Annotated in this window: 18 protein-coding genes; all 18 read left to right on the forward strand. The window is 61.9% G+C overall.

Annotated elements, in window-relative coordinates; genetic code table 11:
• Nucleotides 1–37: 37 nt before the first annotated feature.
• The 18 genes from B8V81_RS19835 to B8V81_RS19920 all read left to right on the forward strand — a co-directional run bounded on the left by B8V81_RS19835 (nucleotide 38) and on the right by B8V81_RS19920 (nucleotide 14,014).
• Nucleotides 38–688 (forward strand): flagellar brake protein, encoded by a 651-nt coding sequence (locus tag B8V81_RS19835; RefSeq protein WP_028599798.1) that lies wholly within the window; start codon nucleotides 38–40, stop codon nucleotides 686–688.
• Between the two features lie 100 nt (nucleotides 689–788).
• Nucleotides 789–1,043, forward strand: a complete 255-nt coding sequence (locus tag B8V81_RS19840; RefSeq protein WP_028599797.1) for a hypothetical protein — start codon at nucleotides 789–791, stop codon at nucleotides 1,041–1,043.
• Nucleotides 1,044–1,075: 32 nt separating this feature from the next.
• Nucleotides 1,076–1,789 carry a (d)CMP kinase gene (cmk, locus tag B8V81_RS19845; protein WP_028599796.1) on the forward strand — a complete coding sequence of 238 codons (714 nt, stop codon included), beginning with the start codon at nucleotides 1,076–1,078 and terminating at the stop codon, nucleotides 1,787–1,789.
• Entirely contained in the window at nucleotides 1,779–2,360 is a 582-nt protein-coding gene (locus B8V81_RS19850; protein WP_028599795.1) for a lysophospholipid acyltransferase family protein, read from the forward strand. The genes cmk and B8V81_RS19850 overlap by 11 nt, the downstream gene beginning before the upstream one ends.
• A 73-nt stretch (nucleotides 2,361–2,433) precedes the next feature.
• A complete protein-coding gene (gene rpsA / locus B8V81_RS19855; RefSeq protein WP_028599794.1) occupies nucleotides 2,434–3,687 on the forward strand; it encodes a 30S ribosomal protein S1 in 1,254 nt (417 codons plus the stop codon).
• 104 nt (nucleotides 3,688–3,791) lie between these two features.
• A complete protein-coding gene (locus B8V81_RS19860) occupies nucleotides 3,792–4,427 on the forward strand; it encodes a YphA family membrane protein (protein ID WP_028599793.1) in 636 nt (211 codons plus the stop codon).
• Nucleotides 4,428–4,430: 3 nt separating this feature from the next.
• Nucleotides 4,431–5,357, forward strand: a complete 927-nt coding sequence (locus tag B8V81_RS19865) for a YIEGIA family protein (RefSeq protein ID WP_028599792.1) — start codon at nucleotides 4,431–4,433, stop codon at nucleotides 5,355–5,357.
• Nucleotides 5,350–5,535, forward strand: a complete 186-nt coding sequence (locus B8V81_RS19870) for a capping complex subunit for YIEGIA (protein WP_028599791.1) — start codon at nucleotides 5,350–5,352, stop codon at nucleotides 5,533–5,535. The genes B8V81_RS19865 and B8V81_RS19870 overlap by 8 nt, the downstream gene beginning before the upstream one ends.
• Before the next feature lie 100 nt (nucleotides 5,536–5,635).
• Nucleotides 5,636–6,958, forward strand: a complete 1,323-nt coding sequence (gene der, locus B8V81_RS19875) for a ribosome biogenesis GTPase Der (protein WP_028599790.1) — start codon at nucleotides 5,636–5,638, stop codon at nucleotides 6,956–6,958.
• 12 nt (nucleotides 6,959–6,970) lie between these two features.
• Nucleotides 6,971–7,570, forward strand: a complete 600-nt coding sequence (gene plsY, locus B8V81_RS19880; RefSeq protein ID WP_028599789.1) for a glycerol-3-phosphate 1-O-acyltransferase PlsY — start codon at nucleotides 6,971–6,973, stop codon at nucleotides 7,568–7,570.
• 10 nt (nucleotides 7,571–7,580) lie between these two features.
• Nucleotides 7,581–8,609, forward strand: a complete 1,029-nt coding sequence (locus B8V81_RS19885; protein ID WP_052333428.1) for an NAD(P)H-dependent glycerol-3-phosphate dehydrogenase — start codon at nucleotides 7,581–7,583, stop codon at nucleotides 8,607–8,609.
• A 137-nt stretch (nucleotides 8,610–8,746) separates the two neighbouring features.
• Nucleotides 8,747–9,022 (forward strand): stage VI sporulation protein F, encoded by a 276-nt coding sequence (locus tag B8V81_RS19890; protein WP_028599787.1) that lies wholly within the window; start codon nucleotides 8,747–8,749, stop codon nucleotides 9,020–9,022.
• Between the two features lie 134 nt (nucleotides 9,023–9,156).
• Entirely contained in the window at nucleotides 9,157–9,339 is a 183-nt protein-coding gene (locus B8V81_RS19895) for a DUF2768 family protein (RefSeq protein ID WP_028599786.1), read from the forward strand.
• 18 nt (nucleotides 9,340–9,357) lie between these two features.
• Entirely contained in the window at nucleotides 9,358–9,654 is a 297-nt protein-coding gene (locus tag B8V81_RS19900) for a 2Fe-2S iron-sulfur cluster-binding protein (protein ID WP_028599785.1), read from the forward strand.
• A gap of 16 nt (nucleotides 9,655–9,670) precedes the next feature.
• Nucleotides 9,671–10,057 carry a 2Fe-2S iron-sulfur cluster-binding protein gene (locus B8V81_RS19905; protein WP_101809033.1) on the forward strand — a complete coding sequence of 129 codons (387 nt, stop codon included), beginning with the start codon at nucleotides 9,671–9,673 and terminating at the stop codon, nucleotides 10,055–10,057.
• Nucleotides 10,054–10,821 (forward strand): hypothetical protein, encoded by a 768-nt coding sequence (locus B8V81_RS19910; RefSeq protein WP_101809034.1) that lies wholly within the window; start codon nucleotides 10,054–10,056, stop codon nucleotides 10,819–10,821. The genes B8V81_RS19905 and B8V81_RS19910 overlap by 4 nt, the downstream gene beginning before the upstream one ends.
• A gap of 266 nt (nucleotides 10,822–11,087) precedes the next feature.
• On the forward strand, nucleotides 11,088–12,566 hold the full coding sequence (gene spoIVA, locus B8V81_RS19915) for a stage IV sporulation protein A (protein WP_028599783.1): 1,479 nt from the start codon (nucleotides 11,088–11,090) through the stop codon (nucleotides 12,564–12,566).
• Between the two features lie 326 nt (nucleotides 12,567–12,892).
• The gene (locus B8V81_RS19920) at nucleotides 12,893–14,014 is read left to right on the forward strand and encodes a sugar ABC transporter substrate-binding protein (protein WP_028599782.1); all 1,122 of its coding nucleotides are present in this window, start codon (nucleotides 12,893–12,895) and stop codon (nucleotides 14,012–14,014) included.
• The last annotated feature ends 85 nt before the right edge of the window (nucleotides 14,015–14,099 follow it).

A 14,099-nucleotide genomic window follows, 5' to 3' on the forward strand; every position in this document is an offset into this window, starting at 1 on the left:
GCTATAATCATGGCATCAAGGGGAGGGGGGCCTTTTTTTGCTGCCTAGAATCAACGATTTCCTGTTCATCCAGGTCGCTTCCTCCGACGAAGAGGAAGCCCAGTCCGTCTACAAGTCCAGGGTGGCGGATGAGGACGCGGATTCCTTGTACATGGAGATTCCGATTCATGAGCCGAGCGGCAAGCTCCGCAAGCTGTATCTGGGAGACGAGCTGTCCATCTTCATCATCAGCCCGGACGGAGTCAAGCATTATTTCAATTCCTACGTGACCGGCTATCGCGACGACGTGCTGCGCCTCGTCCGCATCCGCAAGGCGGAGGAGAGCAGCATGACCCGCATCCAGCGCCGCAGCTACCTGCGCGTGCCGGCCGAGCTGGAGCTGGCCGTGAGCGCGCGCGGACAGAATCGCTTCATCGGCATCACCGACGACGTCGGCGGCGGAGGCATCTCGTTCTATTGCGAGGCCAGCCGGCTGCTGGAGACCGGCATGGAGCTCGAGTGCTGGCTGCTCGTCCCGTTCAAGAACGGCGTCGTGGAGCATGCCTTCTTCAAAGGCGAGGTGATCCGGGCCAAGATGCTCGAGAACGGACGCAAGCAGGCGATGGTCAAGTTCACGACGATCTCCGAGCCGGACCGTCAGAAAATCATCCGCTGCTGCTTCGAGCGGCAGCTCGAGCTGCGCAAATAGGCCGGAAAGCTCCGGCGCCTTTCCCCGCATAGTTTTCCTTTTCAGGCACAAGCTAACAGCGGCGGCCCGGCACGCGGCGGGACGGCGGGAGGGGGAGAGGATGAAGCGGCTCGATGCGCCTACGGCTTGGCTGGCGGCGGCGGCAGCGGCGCTGCTCGCGGCGGCGGTGCTCGCTCAGGCTGGACTGCATGCGCTGGGCAGGCACCCTGGCTTCTCCGTCTGGAGGGCGGACGAGGGCGAGCGTCTCGGACAGTTGATTTGCGATAGGGCGCTAACCGTTTTGCATCCATCCGTTGACTGTGATATAATCGACGGGCAGGCAAAGCCTGCTTTTTTACTGATTTTGGATGACTAACGTAACCTAGATGCTGCTTGGAGGAACCGATCTTGACTATCCATCACGACGGGATGGACGAACGCATCAACATCGCGATCGACGGACCCGCCGGTGCCGGCAAGAGCACCGTTGCACGGAGCGTTGCCGAGGCATTAGGCTATATTTATATCGACACGGGAGCCATGTATCGTGCCGTGACCTGGAGCGCCAGGGAAGCCGGGCTGGATATCGAGAACGACGAAGCCGTGACCGCCCATGCCCGCAAGCTCGACATCCGGCTCGCGCCCGGCCCCGACGGGCAGGTCGTCCTGCTGGGCGGCGAGGATGTGACGAGCCGGATCCGCTCCAGAGACATCAATCTCCACGTTTCCCGGGTCGCCGCGATCGACGGCGTCCGCATCCGGCTCGTCGAGATGCAGCGGGCGCTCGCCTCCGCCAAGGGCGTCGTCATGGACGGCCGCGACATCGGCTCTCACGTCCTGCCGGACGCGGAGCTCAAGGTGTATCTGACGGCGAGCGTGCAGGAGCGCGCCCGCCGGCGCCATCTGGAAGCCGGAGACGCGCTCGGCATCTCGCTCGAGCAGATGGAGCGGGAGATCGAGGAGCGGGACCGCAAGGACATGGGACGGGCCGTATCGCCGCTGCTGCAGGCGGACGACGCGGTGCTGCTCGACAGCACGGGCATTCCGGCGGACGAGGTCGTCTCGAGAATCCGGGAGATGGCGCTCGAGAAACTGGCGGAGGCGAAGCAGGATGCTCTATGAATTTTGCCGAGGCGTCCTGAGAGGCGCTTATGCCGTGCTGTTCCGGCTGAAGGCCGAAGGGCTGCAGCATGTTCCCGCGGACGGGCCGGTCATCCTGTGCTCGAACCACATCAGCAACTTCGATCCGCCTACGGTGGGGATCAAGCTCGACCGCAAGGTCCACTACATGGCCAAGGCGGAGCTGTTCGAAGTGCCGGTGCTGGGCAAGCTGATCCACGGTCTCGGCGCTTTTCCCGTCAAGCGGGGCGGCGTCAGCAAAGAATCGATCCGCACGGCGATCACCCTTCTGAAAGAAGGCGGCGTGATGGGGATCTTCCCGGAAGGGACCCGCAACAGCGGCGGGGACGCGGCCAAAAAAGGCGCGGCCATGATCGCCATGCGGAGCGGAGCGACCGTCATTCCGGTCGCGATCGTCGGCTCTTACCGATTGTTCGGCAAAACCCGCGTCATCTACGGTCCTCCGGTGGATTTGACCGAATTCATCCATTCTTCTTCCGGAGACACGCTGGAGCAGGTCACAGCCAAGATCATGAGCGACATCGCAAAGCTTCGCGAACGAGCATTGTTTTAATCCCTTATTCCTGATTCAACAGTGCAATTTGGGTTTAAATAAAGTTGGGGTATGAACTGAGGAGGTAATTTCGATGTCAGAAGAAACAAAAATCCAGGACTCTGTCCAAGAATCTCAGCAAGGTCTCAGCCAGGATGAGCTGGAGAACATCGTCACCCTGAAAAAGGGCGACATCGTAACCGGCACCATCGTGAAAGTCGAAGACAACCAGGCTACGGTAAGCCTCGGTTATAAATATGACGGCATCATTCCGCTGCGCGAGCTGAGCTCCGTTCAGCTGGACAGCGCGAACGACGCCGTCAAGCTCGGCGATGAGCTGACCCTCAAGGTCATCACGATCGATGACGAGAAGGAAAAGCTGCTGCTCTCCAAAAAAGCAGTGGACGCAGAAAAGTCCTGGGACTCCCTGCAAGCGCAGTTCGAAGCCGGCGAGGTTCTCGAAGTGACGGTTGCAGACGTAGTCAAAGGCGGTCTTGTCGTTGACGTCGGCGTACGCGGATTCATTCCGGCATCGATGGTCGAGCGTCATTTCGTCGAAGACTTCAAAGACTACAAAGGCCGTACCCTGAAAGTGAAGATCAAGGAAATCGACCGCGAGAACAACAAAATCATCCTCTCCGCCAAAGAAGTTCTGGAAGCGGAATTCGAGCAAAACAAGCAAAAGGTCATGGACAGCCTGCAAGTGGGCCAAGAGCTCGAAGGCACGGTGCAACGCCTGACTCCGTTCGGCGCATTCGTCGACATCGGCGGAGTAGACGGACTGGTGCACGTATCCGAAATGTCCTGGCAGCATGTGGCGCATCCGAAGGATGTCGTCTCCGAAGGCCAAGCGGTACGCGTGAAGGTGCTTAAGCTGGATCCTTCCGTCGGCAAGATCAGCCTCAGCATCAAAGCCGCTCAGCCGGGTCCTTGGGAATCCGTGAACGGCCAGTTCAAGACGGGCGACATCGTAACGGGTACGGTTCGCCGTCTCGTGAACTTCGGCGCGTTCGTCGAGATCGCGCCTGGCGTCGAAGGTCTCGTGCACGTTTCGCAGATCGCTCACCGCCATGTGGCTACGCCGCAGGAAGTGCTCAAGGAAGGCCAAGAAGTCAAGGCAAAAATCCTCGACTTCAATCCGTCCGAGAAGCGCGTCAGCCTGAGCATCAAAGAAACGGAAGAAGCTCCGGAGCAAGCTCCTCGTTCCGAGCGTCCTGCTCGCGAGCGTTCCGACCGCGGCGGCTTCAAGGAGAAGATCGACAATCCGAACGTCTCCCTGAGCAACCAAAGCATGAGCTTCAACCTCGGCGAGCGCTTCGGCGACAAGCTGAGCAAGTTCAAAAACTAATCGTCATTTCCAAAAGCCCTGTTTCGCCTTCTGGCGAAACAGGGCTTTTTTGGCTGATAATCCCCCGCCGCTACGCGCATAATAGCCGGGTGGAGGTGAAGCCAATGGCGGCCATCAGCGATGGATTCGCAGCGGCGCAGGTCGCGCTCATCGGGCTCATATTGCTGGCAAGCGGCTGGAACAAAGAAGCGGCCGGCGGACTGAAGGCGAGGCATGGAGCGGCGGCGCTGGCGGTGCTTTGCGCGCTCTCGCCCGTATGGATTCCGCTGGGGAGCAAGCTCGTCGTGAACGGAGCGGCGATCGCTCTCGTTTTCTTTGCTCTCTGGACGCTGCAGCGGCATATCCGCGCATCCGACCGGCTTTATTTGCTCGGATGCGCGTTTTTGCTCGGCTTCCTGCTGATCTGGCTGGACAGCCTGTTTCTGGCTGCGCCGCAGCTCGTCCTCGCGCGCAGCGGCTGGGACGCGGCATTGATCGGCGGCGCCCTGGCCGCGCTGCTGTCGCTTCGGGCGCCGGCGCAGCTCGTCATTCTGACGGGAGCGGCGACGCTCGTCTCCCTTTATCCGCTGCTCGCCGACAGCTGGCAGGGACCGGTCGCCGTCGGCGATGCGGCAGGGTGGGATCGGCTTGCGCTGGCGGCTGCCGCCTGCAGGCTGTCCTCGCTGGCGATCGCAGCGGCCGCCCGCCAGCTCGCTCGCCTGCTGGCGGGGCGCGAACGACAACCCGAAAGAGAGGTGTAGCCGATGCTTCGCCAGATCCAGGACTATTTTGAAGCGAACCAGATGGTCGCCTCCGTGCTGATCGGCATCGGCTTCGGCGTCATTGCCCGGCTGCTGCTGCTGCGCTCCGACTATCGCCAGTACCCGACGTTCCCGCATGGCCAGATCATCCATCTGTCGCTCGGCTTCATCGCGTCCGCGCTCGGAGCGGTCGCGGTGCCGGCGCTGTACCAGAAAAACCTGACGGCGATCACGTTCCTGACCGTAGCCGCCCAGCAGTTCCGCGACGTCCGCAACATGGAGCGGGAGACGCTGTCGAAGATGGATTCGATGGAGCTCGTTTCACGCGGCACATCCTATATCGAAGGCATAGCGATGGTATTCGAGGGAAGAAACTATCTCGTCATCCTGGCGGCGATGACGGCAAGCTTAGGCTCGGTAGCGATCAACGTCTGGGCAGGCCTTCTGGGCGGGCTGCTTGCGCTCGCGGCGGTATGGAAGCTGCGCTCCGGCAAGTCGGTGTCCCATATCGCGGACGTGCAGGCCGGCGAGCTGCGGATGGACGGACCGGATCTGTATGTGGACGACATCTACATCATGAACGTCGGCCTGGAGAGCGACCAGCAGATCATCCGCGAGCGCGGGCTCGGCCTCGTGCTGGCTCCGCGCAATGCCAATGGACGGGTCACGCTGTCCAACATCGGCCAGCGGCAGGCGATCCTCTACGATCTGTCGACGATTCTCGGCGTGCATCGCGATACGGGCGAGCCGGCGCTGCTGCCGATGGCCAAGCTGGACATGGACTCCGGCCGGCTCGGCGTGTTCATCCTGCCGCATGAGAAGGACGAATCGAAGGCGCTTGAAATCGCGGGAAGGGTGCCGCTGCTGGAGACGGCGGTGCGCATGCCTTCCAAGGCCGGCGTCAACCAGGAGGCGAAGGACAATGGCTAGAATCGTGGCGGTCGTCAGCTCGAAAGCGGACGCGACGCTCGGCGGAGGCGCGCCCGTATTCATTGAAAACGAGCCGGAAAAAGCGGAGCAGACGGCGTTTCTGCTGGAGAAGATTCTCGATGCGAACGCTCATGACCTCAAGAATGGAAGCTACATCCTCGTCGACCATAAAGGCTGATCCGGTCTTTCGTCTTGCGGCGAGGAGCCTGAAAAGTTAGCCAACTCAGCTGTTTTTTGCTATGATGGAAGGCGTGAGAATTTTTGAGAGGGTGTATGTTATGGCAAGACCCGTAATAGCTATCGTGGGCAGGCCGAATGTGGGAAAATCCACGATCTTCAACCGGGTCATAGGCGACCGCCTGGCGATCGTGGAGGACAAGCCCGGCGTCACGCGTGACCGGATCTATGGAACCGGTGAATGGAATGGAAAATCCTTCAGTATCGTCGATACTGGCGGAATTGAATTGGACGGCGAAGACGAGATCATGAAATCCGTCCGCATGCAGGCGGAGCTCGCGGTCGAGGAAGCGGACGTCATCATCTTCATGGTGGACGCCAAGACCGGACTGACGCTGGCCGACGAGGAAGTGGCGCAGATGCTGTTCCGCTCCCGCAAGCCGGTCGTCGTCGCGGTCAACAAGGTCGACAACCATGGCCGAATGGAAGATATCTATGAGTTTTTCGGCCTCGGATTCGGCAGTCCGATCGCGATCTCCGGCTCGCACGGCACCGGCATCGGCGACCTGCTCGACGAAGCGGTGTCCAAGCTGCCGGAGCTCGAGGAAGACGGGTATGACGAGGATGTCATCAAGGTGGCCCTCATCGGACGCCCGAACGTCGGCAAATCGTCGCTCGTCAACGCGCTGCTCGGCGAGGAACGCGTCATTGTAAGCGATGTCGCGGGCACGACGCGCGACGCGATCGACACTCCGTTCGAAAAGGACGGACAGCGCTACGTGCTCATTGACACGGCCGGCATGCGCAAGCGCGGCAAGGTGTACGAATCGACCGAGAAGTACAGCGTCATGCGGTCGCTGAAGGCGATCGAGCGCGCGGACGTCGTGCTTATCCTGATCAATGCCGAGGAAGGCATCATCGAGCAGGACAAGCATATCGCGGGTTATGCCCACGAAGCCGGCAAGGCGTCGGTCTTCGTCGTGAACAAGTGGGACGCGGTGGACAAGGACGACAAGACGATGCAGTTGTTCTCCCAGAACATCCGCGACCACTTCCTGTTCATGACATACGCGCCGATCGTCTTCCTGTCCGCCTTGACCAAGTCGCGGCTGCACAAGCTGCTGCCGGTCATCAACCACGTCTCGGAGCAGCATGCGCTGCGCATCCAGACGCATCTGCTCAACGACGTCATCTCCGATGCCGTCGCGATCAATCCGCCGCCGACCGACAAGGGGCGCCGCCTGCGGATCAACTACGTCACCCAGGTCGCAGTGCGGCCGCCGACGATCGTCATCTTCGTCAACGCGCCGGAGATCATGCATTTCTCCTATGAGCGATATCTGGAAAACAAGATCCGCGCCGCGTTCAATTTCGAAGGCACTCCGGTCCGCTTGTTCACCCGCCGGAAGTCGGACGAGGATTAGGAGAGAATGGCCTTGCTGACAACCATCCTTGCGATTGCAGCCAGCTACGCGCTAGGCTCCGTCTCGTTCAGCATTCTGATCGCCCGCTACTTCAAGGGCATCGACATCCGCCATCACGGCAGCGGCAACGCCGGGGCGACGAACACGCTGCGCGTGCTCGGCAAAGGTCCCGGCATCGCGGTGTTCGTCCTCGACATCCTCAAGGGCGTCGCCGCGGTATGGATCGGCCGCTTGGCCGCTCCGGACGTCGACTGGCTGCCCGCCGTCTGCGGGCTTGCCGTCATCGCCGGGCACAACTGGCCGATCTTCTTCCGCTTCCGAGGAGGCAAGGGCATCGCGACGATGATCGGCGCGATGGTCTCGCTTGCTTTCATACCTTCGCTGTATGCCGGCATCATCGCGATCCTGCTCGTCGCCATCACGCGCTATGTCTCGCTGGGCTCGCTCGTTTTCGCCCTGCTGACGCCATTATCCATCTTTCTTCTGATCGGCATCGGACCGATCTTCTGGACATCGGCCGTGCTGTGCGTGTTCGCGTTTGTCCGGCATCGGAGCAACCTCGTCAAGCTGTACAAGGGCACGGAGAACAAGCTTGGCGCAAAAAAGCCATGAGGGGGCCGCTATGAAGCAAACGGACGGCTCGCCCCGCGAGCTCAAAAAAGCGGCCGTGCTCGTCGCCGGCAGCTGGGGCACGGCCCTGGCCGCCGTCCTGGCGGCGAACGGCCATGAAGTCGTCATGTGGACCCGGAGCGCCTCGCAGGCCGCAGAAATCCGGGACTCGCACGCCAACACGAAATACTTGCCCGGAGCGGCGCTGCCGGACAATCTGACGGCGACGACCGACATGGCGGAGGCGCTGAAGGACGCTCGGCTCGTGCTGTTCGCGGCTCCGAGCTCGGCGATGCGCCAGGTCGCCTCGGCGGCCGCTCCCCTGCTCGATCCGGATGCGGTCATCGTCCACGCGGCCAAAGGCTTCGAGATCGACTCGCTGGAGCGCATGTCGCATGTGCTGGCGGAGGAGCTTGGACGCCCGCTGGAGACGATCGTCGTGCTGTCGGGACCGAGCCATGCGGAAGAAGTGGTGAAGCAGCTGCCGACGACCGTCGTCGTCGCCTCGGAGGCCGAAGGCTATGCCGAGCAGGCTCAGGACGCCTTCATCAACTCCTGCTTCCGCGTTTATACGAACCGGGACGTGATCGGCGTCGAGGTCGCCGGCGCGATCAAGAACATCATCGCGCTCGGAGCGGGACTGTCCGACGGCCTCGGCTTCGGCGACAACGCCAAGGCCGCGCTGCTCACGCGCGGACTCGCGGAGATCGGCCGGCTCGGCCAAGCGATGGGGGCGAACATGATGACGTTCGCCGGCCTCGCCGGCGTCGGCGATCTCGTCGCGACCTGCACGAGTCCGCATAGCCGCAACTGGCGCGCCGGCTCGCTGCTCGCAAGCGGGCTGTCGCTGGACGAGGTGCTCGCTAAGGTCGGCATGGTCGTCGAAGGCGTGCGCACGACGAGATCGGCTCGCTCGCTCGCCGCCCGCTACGGCGTCGAGATGCCGATCACCGACCAGCTGTATGAGGTGCTGTTCCAAAACAAGGCTCCGCGCGAGGCGGTAGAGAGCCTGATGCTGCGCGACCGCACCGGCGAGCTCTAGCCCGGCCGGGCGTCTGTCCTTCCGGGCAGCTCGCCCGCACCTCCCGGCGCCTGCGCTCATAGGATGATGGCAGAGCGGTTATGCCGCCGGATCCACCCGGCGTCTATAGCCCCATCATTCCTGGGGAGGGCGACACGATGGGCAAGAACTCGCCGAAGGACATCCTGAGCGCGGTCAACAAAAAGACGGGCAAGAACATTACCGAAAATCAGGTCAAGAAGCTTGCCAGCGGCGTCACGCCGGATACGATGCAGAGCGAGGAAGAGCTCCGCAAGCTGGTGAAGCAGGTCGCCAGCATGGCCAAAGTTCCGGTATCCGAGCAGACGATGAACGATATCGTCAAGGCGGTCAAGAGCAGCGGCATGAGCATGGGGAACCTGGAGACGCTGATGAAGATGATGATCAAAAAATAAAGGAATTCCGTACGGAGAGAATTGGGGCCGGTACCGCCGCGGCCGCGGCAGTGCCGGCCTTTCGCGCGGCCGTTGCCGGACAAGCTTTGCGAGGCCGCCGAGCTCCGTCGGAACAGGGATGGGAGTGTCGGAAGATGGATCCGATGACAGTCATGTGGATCTCTCTGATCGGAATCGGGATGATGGTCATTTCGGCTCTGATGATTACGTTCGCCCGCGCGAAGACGCGAGGCATCCTGCGGGGAGCGCTCTCGCTGATCGCATTCGTGCTGCTCGTCATCGGCTTTTTGCTGGGCGTATTTTCCATTATTGCGTAGACAGGGAGGCGATTCGAGGTGATCAAGCTGCAAGGGCGCACCCGGCTGACGGAGACGCCGGCGGTCAAGGGCGCGACGCTGCTCGAGCTCGCATTGAAGGCGAAGGCGGAGTGGGGCTCCTCCTGCCGGAGAGGCACCTGCGCGCGCTGCCGCTGCCTGATCGTGGACGGCATGGATCAGCTCGAGCCGGTCACCGACGCCGAGTGGGACAGGCTGGAGCCGGAGGAATTTGATCAGGGCTACCGCCTTTCCTGTCAAGCGGTCGTCCGCTCCGACGAAGCGGTCATTGAAGTGCGCCACAAGCCTTATTTCTAAAGGAGAGTCGGGAAGCGTGGTCCAAGTCACGTTTTGGCCTGAGGGCAGGTCGGTGCGGGTGCGCCCGGGCACGACGCTGCTGGAAGCGGCCCGGCTCGCGGGACGGCCGATCGCGGTCCGCTGCGGCGGCAAGGCCGCTTGCCTCATGTGCAAGCTCGGCGTGCATCCGGAGCACGGCGAGGCCGGATTGTCCCGGCCGACGCCGCAGGAGCGGCATAAGCTCGGCGAGGGCGTCGCAACGCGGCTCGGCTGCCAATGCCGAGCTCTCGGCGATTGCCACGCCGTGCTGCCGGAAGACCCGCTCAAGGCGGCGGTGCGCCGTCAGCTCGAGCGTCAAGCCGAAGAGGACGACGACAGCTGGCTGCGTTCTTTTCGCATGAAGGATCAGGAGGAACCCCAATGAACAAAGCAACTGCGGCAAGCGCCGCGCGGATCGGAGCTGCAGGCAGGCGGCTGCTGGCGGCGGCGGCGATCGCAAGCATGGCGACGCTGCTGTCGGGCTGCCTCTATCCTCGGGAGCAGCTCGGCCAGAACCAGCTGCCGGCCAAGGACGCCGTCGCCGGCGTGCAGGCGGTCGTCGATCTGTATCAACAGGAAACGGGACTGCTTCCGCTCAAAAACGCAACGGCGGAGACGCCGGCTTACGAGAAGTTCGCCGTCGATTTCGGCAAGCTGCAGCGCAGCCGCTATCTGTCGGAGCTGCCGGCCGCCTCGTTCGAAAAAGGCGGAAGCTACTACTTCCTCATCCAGAACGAGGAGACCGATCCGACCGTCAAGCTGATGCCGCTGCCCGTGTTCCAGGCGGTGAACGACATGCAGGCGGAGATCGCCCGTCTCGTCCGCGGAGGAGGGGCCGTTCCGCTCGGAGAAAGCCTTTATCCAGGCTTCTACCGGATCGACTACGGCAAGCTCGGCCTCAAGGAGCCGAAGCTGCGGAGCGTCTATTCCGGCGGCGCGCTGTCGCTCATGGCGGACGAGCGGGGCAAGGTCTACGCCGATTACGGACCCGATCTGATGCGTGCGGCTCAAAAGCGCGGGCTGGAAACGATCGGGCCCGATGTCGACCTGCGCTCGCTGCTGGCGGAGGACACCGACTTCGTTCCGGTCAAATCGCCGGTCTATCATCTGATCGATCAGGAGCCGGTTCCGCAGCCGGACCCGTCCTGACCTCTTTGAACCTCTCTCTTGCAGGATGCCCGGGCATCCTGCAGGAGGGAGGTTCTTTTCGATTCGGCCGGGGCATATCATACATTCTTGAAAGGTCGGGTCGGTCCGGATCGGGATGCAAGATTGGTTGGCGCAACCGTCATAATCCGGAAGGATGGACAATATGCTATTACTAGTCCACAGCATGTACGAGTTGCGTCGCTTGCCTGCCCTCTTGACCGGTGGAAGGCGACGAACCGGATAATCGATTGGGAGGGGATCTGAAAGTGGAAAAAGTGGATATTTTCAAGGACATCGCCGAACGGACCGGCGGGGACATCTACCTCGGCGTCGTCGGCGCGGTCCGGACCGGCAAATCGACCTTCATCAAGCGATTCATGGAAACGACCGTACTCCCGAACATCACGAGCGAGGTCGACCGCGTGCGCGCCGTGGATGAGCTGCCCCAAAGCGCGGCAGGCAAGACGATCATGACGACGGAGCCGAAGTTCGTGCCGAACCAGGCGGTCCGCATCCATGTGGCCGAAGGGCTCGAGGTGAACGTGCGGCTGGTCGACTGCGTCGGCTACGCGGTGGACGGCGCCAAAGGCTACGAGGACGAGAACGGCCCGCGCATGATCACGACGCCTTGGTTCGAGGAGCCGATCCCGTTCCAGGAAGCGGCCGAGATCGGCACGCGCAAGGTCATCCAGGAGCATTCCACGCTCGGCGTCGTCGTGACGACCGACGGCACGATCGCCGAGATCCCCCGCAGCTCGTACGTGGAGTCGGAAGAGCGCGTCATCGCGGAGCTCAAGGAAGTCGGCAAGCCGTTCGTGCTGATCATCAACTCGACGCGGCCGAAAAGCGACGAGGCGCTCCAGCTGCGCGGCGAGCTGCAGGCGAAATACGACATCCCGGTCATGACGCTGAGCGCGGCCAGCATGGGCGAGGAGGAAGTGACCTCCGTCCTGCGTGAGGTGCTCTACGAATTCCCGGTGCATGAAGTGAACGTCAACCTGCCGAGCTGGGTCATGGTGCTCAGCGAGAACCACTGGCTCCGCAGCAACTACGAGAACTCGGTGCGCGATACGGTCCAGGACATCCGGAGGCTGCGCGACGTGGACCGCGTGGTCGCCCAGTTCATGGAATACGACTTCATCTCGCGCGCCGGACTGAGCGATATGAACATGGGCCAAGGCGTGGCCGAGATCGACCTGTACGCGCCTGACGAGCTGTACGACCAGATCCTGATGGAGGTCGTAGGCGTCGAGATCCGCGGCAAGGATCATCTGCTCCAGCTCATGCAGGACTTCACCCATGCCAAGCGCGAGTACGACCGGTTCGCCGAGGCGCTGGAAATGGTTAAGACGACGGGCTACGGCATCGCCGCTCCGACGCTGGCCGAGATGCAGCTCGACGAGCCTGAGCTCATCCGCCAAGGCTCCCGCTTCGGCGTGAGGCTGAAGGCGACCGCGCCGTCGATCCACATGATCCGGGTCGACGTCGAGTCGGAGTTCGCGCCGATCATCGGCACGGAAAAGCAGAGCGAGGAGCTCGTGCGCTATCTGATGCAGGACTTCGAGAACGATCCGATCAAGGTGTGGGATTCCGACATGTTCGGCCGCTCGCTCCACTCGATCGTACGCGAAGGCATCCAGGGCAAGATCGCCATGATGCCGGACAACGCCCGCTACAAGCTGCAGGAGACGCTCGGCCGCATCATCAACGAAGGCTCGGGCGGGTTGATCGCGATTATTCTCTGATTCGCATAAATATGCAGCATCTTCAACAGCCGAATGTCAGCCGACATTCGGCTTCTTCTATTTACGGGGAGATGAGATTCGTGATATATCTATAAATCTATAGATAATTCCTATTATGATCGACTAGAAAATCGAAACCGCTTCATAAAAAAGGGCTTGCATCTCGACCGTCCCGTTCTATAATTATTCATAGCTCTTTTATTCGATGTTTTTCGACATAAAAGATGTAAATTCCGATTGACTTGCTTGGTAAACATGCTATGATGAGGTCAATACTTGGCTTGCCGCCAGTGGCGGCGCGGTCGTGCAGGAGGAGAAGAAGAGAGATGAAGTGGGGCAGAAAAACGATGCTGGTCGCAGCGGCGGCAGCGATGCTGGCGACGGCGGCATGCGGAAGCAAAGGCGGCAACGGAGGGAACGGCGGCGCGCCGGCGAACGAAGGCGAGGGCGCGGTCAAGCCGTCCAATGCGATTCTGGCGACGCTCGGCGAGGGCAATGACGATCTCAAGGGCAAAAAGATCGCGCTGATCATGCAGTTCAACGAAGGCGCGTTCTCGGCTCAGTACGTCGCGGGCGTGAAGGAGCAGGTCGAAAGCCTCGGCGGCACGCTGCAGGTGCAGGCCGCCGGCAACAACCTGGCGAACATGTCTTCTCAGCTCGATGCGGCGGTCAACGGCGGCTTCGACGGCATCCTGACCGACCACGGCACGGCCGAGGCGCTCGAGGCCGGCGTGAAGAAGGCGGTCGACAAGGGCATTCCGGTCGTGGCGTTCGACGCCAACCTGACCGTTCCCGGCGTGACGGTGCTGCAGCAGAGCGACGAGGAGATGGCCAAGCAGCTGCTCGAAAAGATGAAAGAGGATATCGGCGGCAAAGGCAATATCGTCAAGGTATGGGTGGCCGGCTTCGCTCCGATGGAGCGCCGTCAGATTTCCTATAAGGCGTTCATGGACGCCAATCCGGACATCAAGGAGATCGCGCATTTCGGCACGGCGGACAAGCCGGCGCTCGACACGCAGAACCAAATGGAAGCGATCCTCAAGCAATATCCGAACAAAGGCGACATCTCGGCGGTGTGGGCGTCGTGGGACGAGTTCGCCAAAGGGGCGACGCGCGCCATCCAGCAAGCCGGCCGCAACGAGATCAAGGTGTACGGCATCGACATGAGCGACGAGGACCTGCAGCTGATCCAGGACGAGAACTCCCCGTGGGTCGCCTCGATCGCCGTCGATCCGAAGGATATCGGACGCGTGCAGGCCCGCTACCTGTACCAGAAGCTGCACGGCGACCCGACCGACGACAAGGTCGTCCTGCAGGCCGTCATGGTGACGCGCGACGCGCTGCCGAAGGACAAGAAGATCAACACGACCGAGCTCGGCGAATACGTCGAGGGCTGGGGCAAGAGCGAGCAGGGCATTGCCGAGTGGATGGGCCGCTCGGACAAGTAAACGTCCGTTCGCAGGCAAAAGGGGAAGGCGGCCGCCGGCCGCCTTTCGCTGCTTTTCCGCCTGCGGCAGGAAAGGAAGGGGAAAG

The organism is Paenibacillus pasadenensis (genome assembly GCF_002864175.1).
In the GTDB taxonomy this organism is placed as follows: domain Bacteria; phylum Bacillota; class Bacilli; order Paenibacillales; family Paenibacillaceae; genus Paenibacillus_O; species Paenibacillus_O pasadenensis.

Excerpts from the sequence above, each read along its gene's own strand:
- der (WP_028599790.1), top strand. The coding sequence starts at position 5,636 with ATGGCAAGACCCGTAATAGCTATCGTGGGCAGGCCGAATGTGGGAAAA.
- B8V81_RS19860 (WP_028599793.1), top strand. The coding sequence starts at position 3,792 with ATGGCGGCCATCAGCGATGGATTCGCAGCGGCGCAGGTCGCGCTCATC.
- B8V81_RS19895 (WP_028599786.1), top strand. The coding sequence starts at position 9,157 with ATGGATCCGATGACAGTCATGTGGATCTCTCTGATCGGAATCGGGATG.
- B8V81_RS19920 (WP_028599782.1), top strand. The coding sequence starts at position 12,893 with ATGAAGTGGGGCAGAAAAACGATGCTGGTCGCAGCGGCGGCAGCGATG.
- B8V81_RS19865 (WP_028599792.1), top strand. The coding sequence starts at position 4,431 with ATGCTTCGCCAGATCCAGGACTATTTTGAAGCGAACCAGATGGTCGCC.
- rpsA (WP_028599794.1), top strand. The coding sequence starts at position 2,434 with ATGTCAGAAGAAACAAAAATCCAGGACTCTGTCCAAGAATCTCAGCAA.
- B8V81_RS19910 (WP_101809034.1), top strand. The coding sequence starts at position 10,054 with ATGAACAAAGCAACTGCGGCAAGCGCCGCGCGGATCGGAGCTGCAGGC.
- B8V81_RS19850 (WP_028599795.1), top strand. The coding sequence starts at position 1,779 with ATGCTCTATGAATTTTGCCGAGGCGTCCTGAGAGGCGCTTATGCCGTG.
- B8V81_RS19840 (WP_028599797.1), top strand. The coding sequence starts at position 789 with ATGAAGCGGCTCGATGCGCCTACGGCTTGGCTGGCGGCGGCGGCAGCG.
- B8V81_RS19870 (WP_028599791.1), top strand. The coding sequence starts at position 5,350 with ATGGCTAGAATCGTGGCGGTCGTCAGCTCGAAAGCGGACGCGACGCTC.
- B8V81_RS19890 (WP_028599787.1), top strand. The coding sequence starts at position 8,747 with ATGGGCAAGAACTCGCCGAAGGACATCCTGAGCGCGGTCAACAAAAAG.
- B8V81_RS19885 (WP_052333428.1), top strand. The coding sequence starts at position 7,581 with ATGAAGCAAACGGACGGCTCGCCCCGCGAGCTCAAAAAAGCGGCCGTG.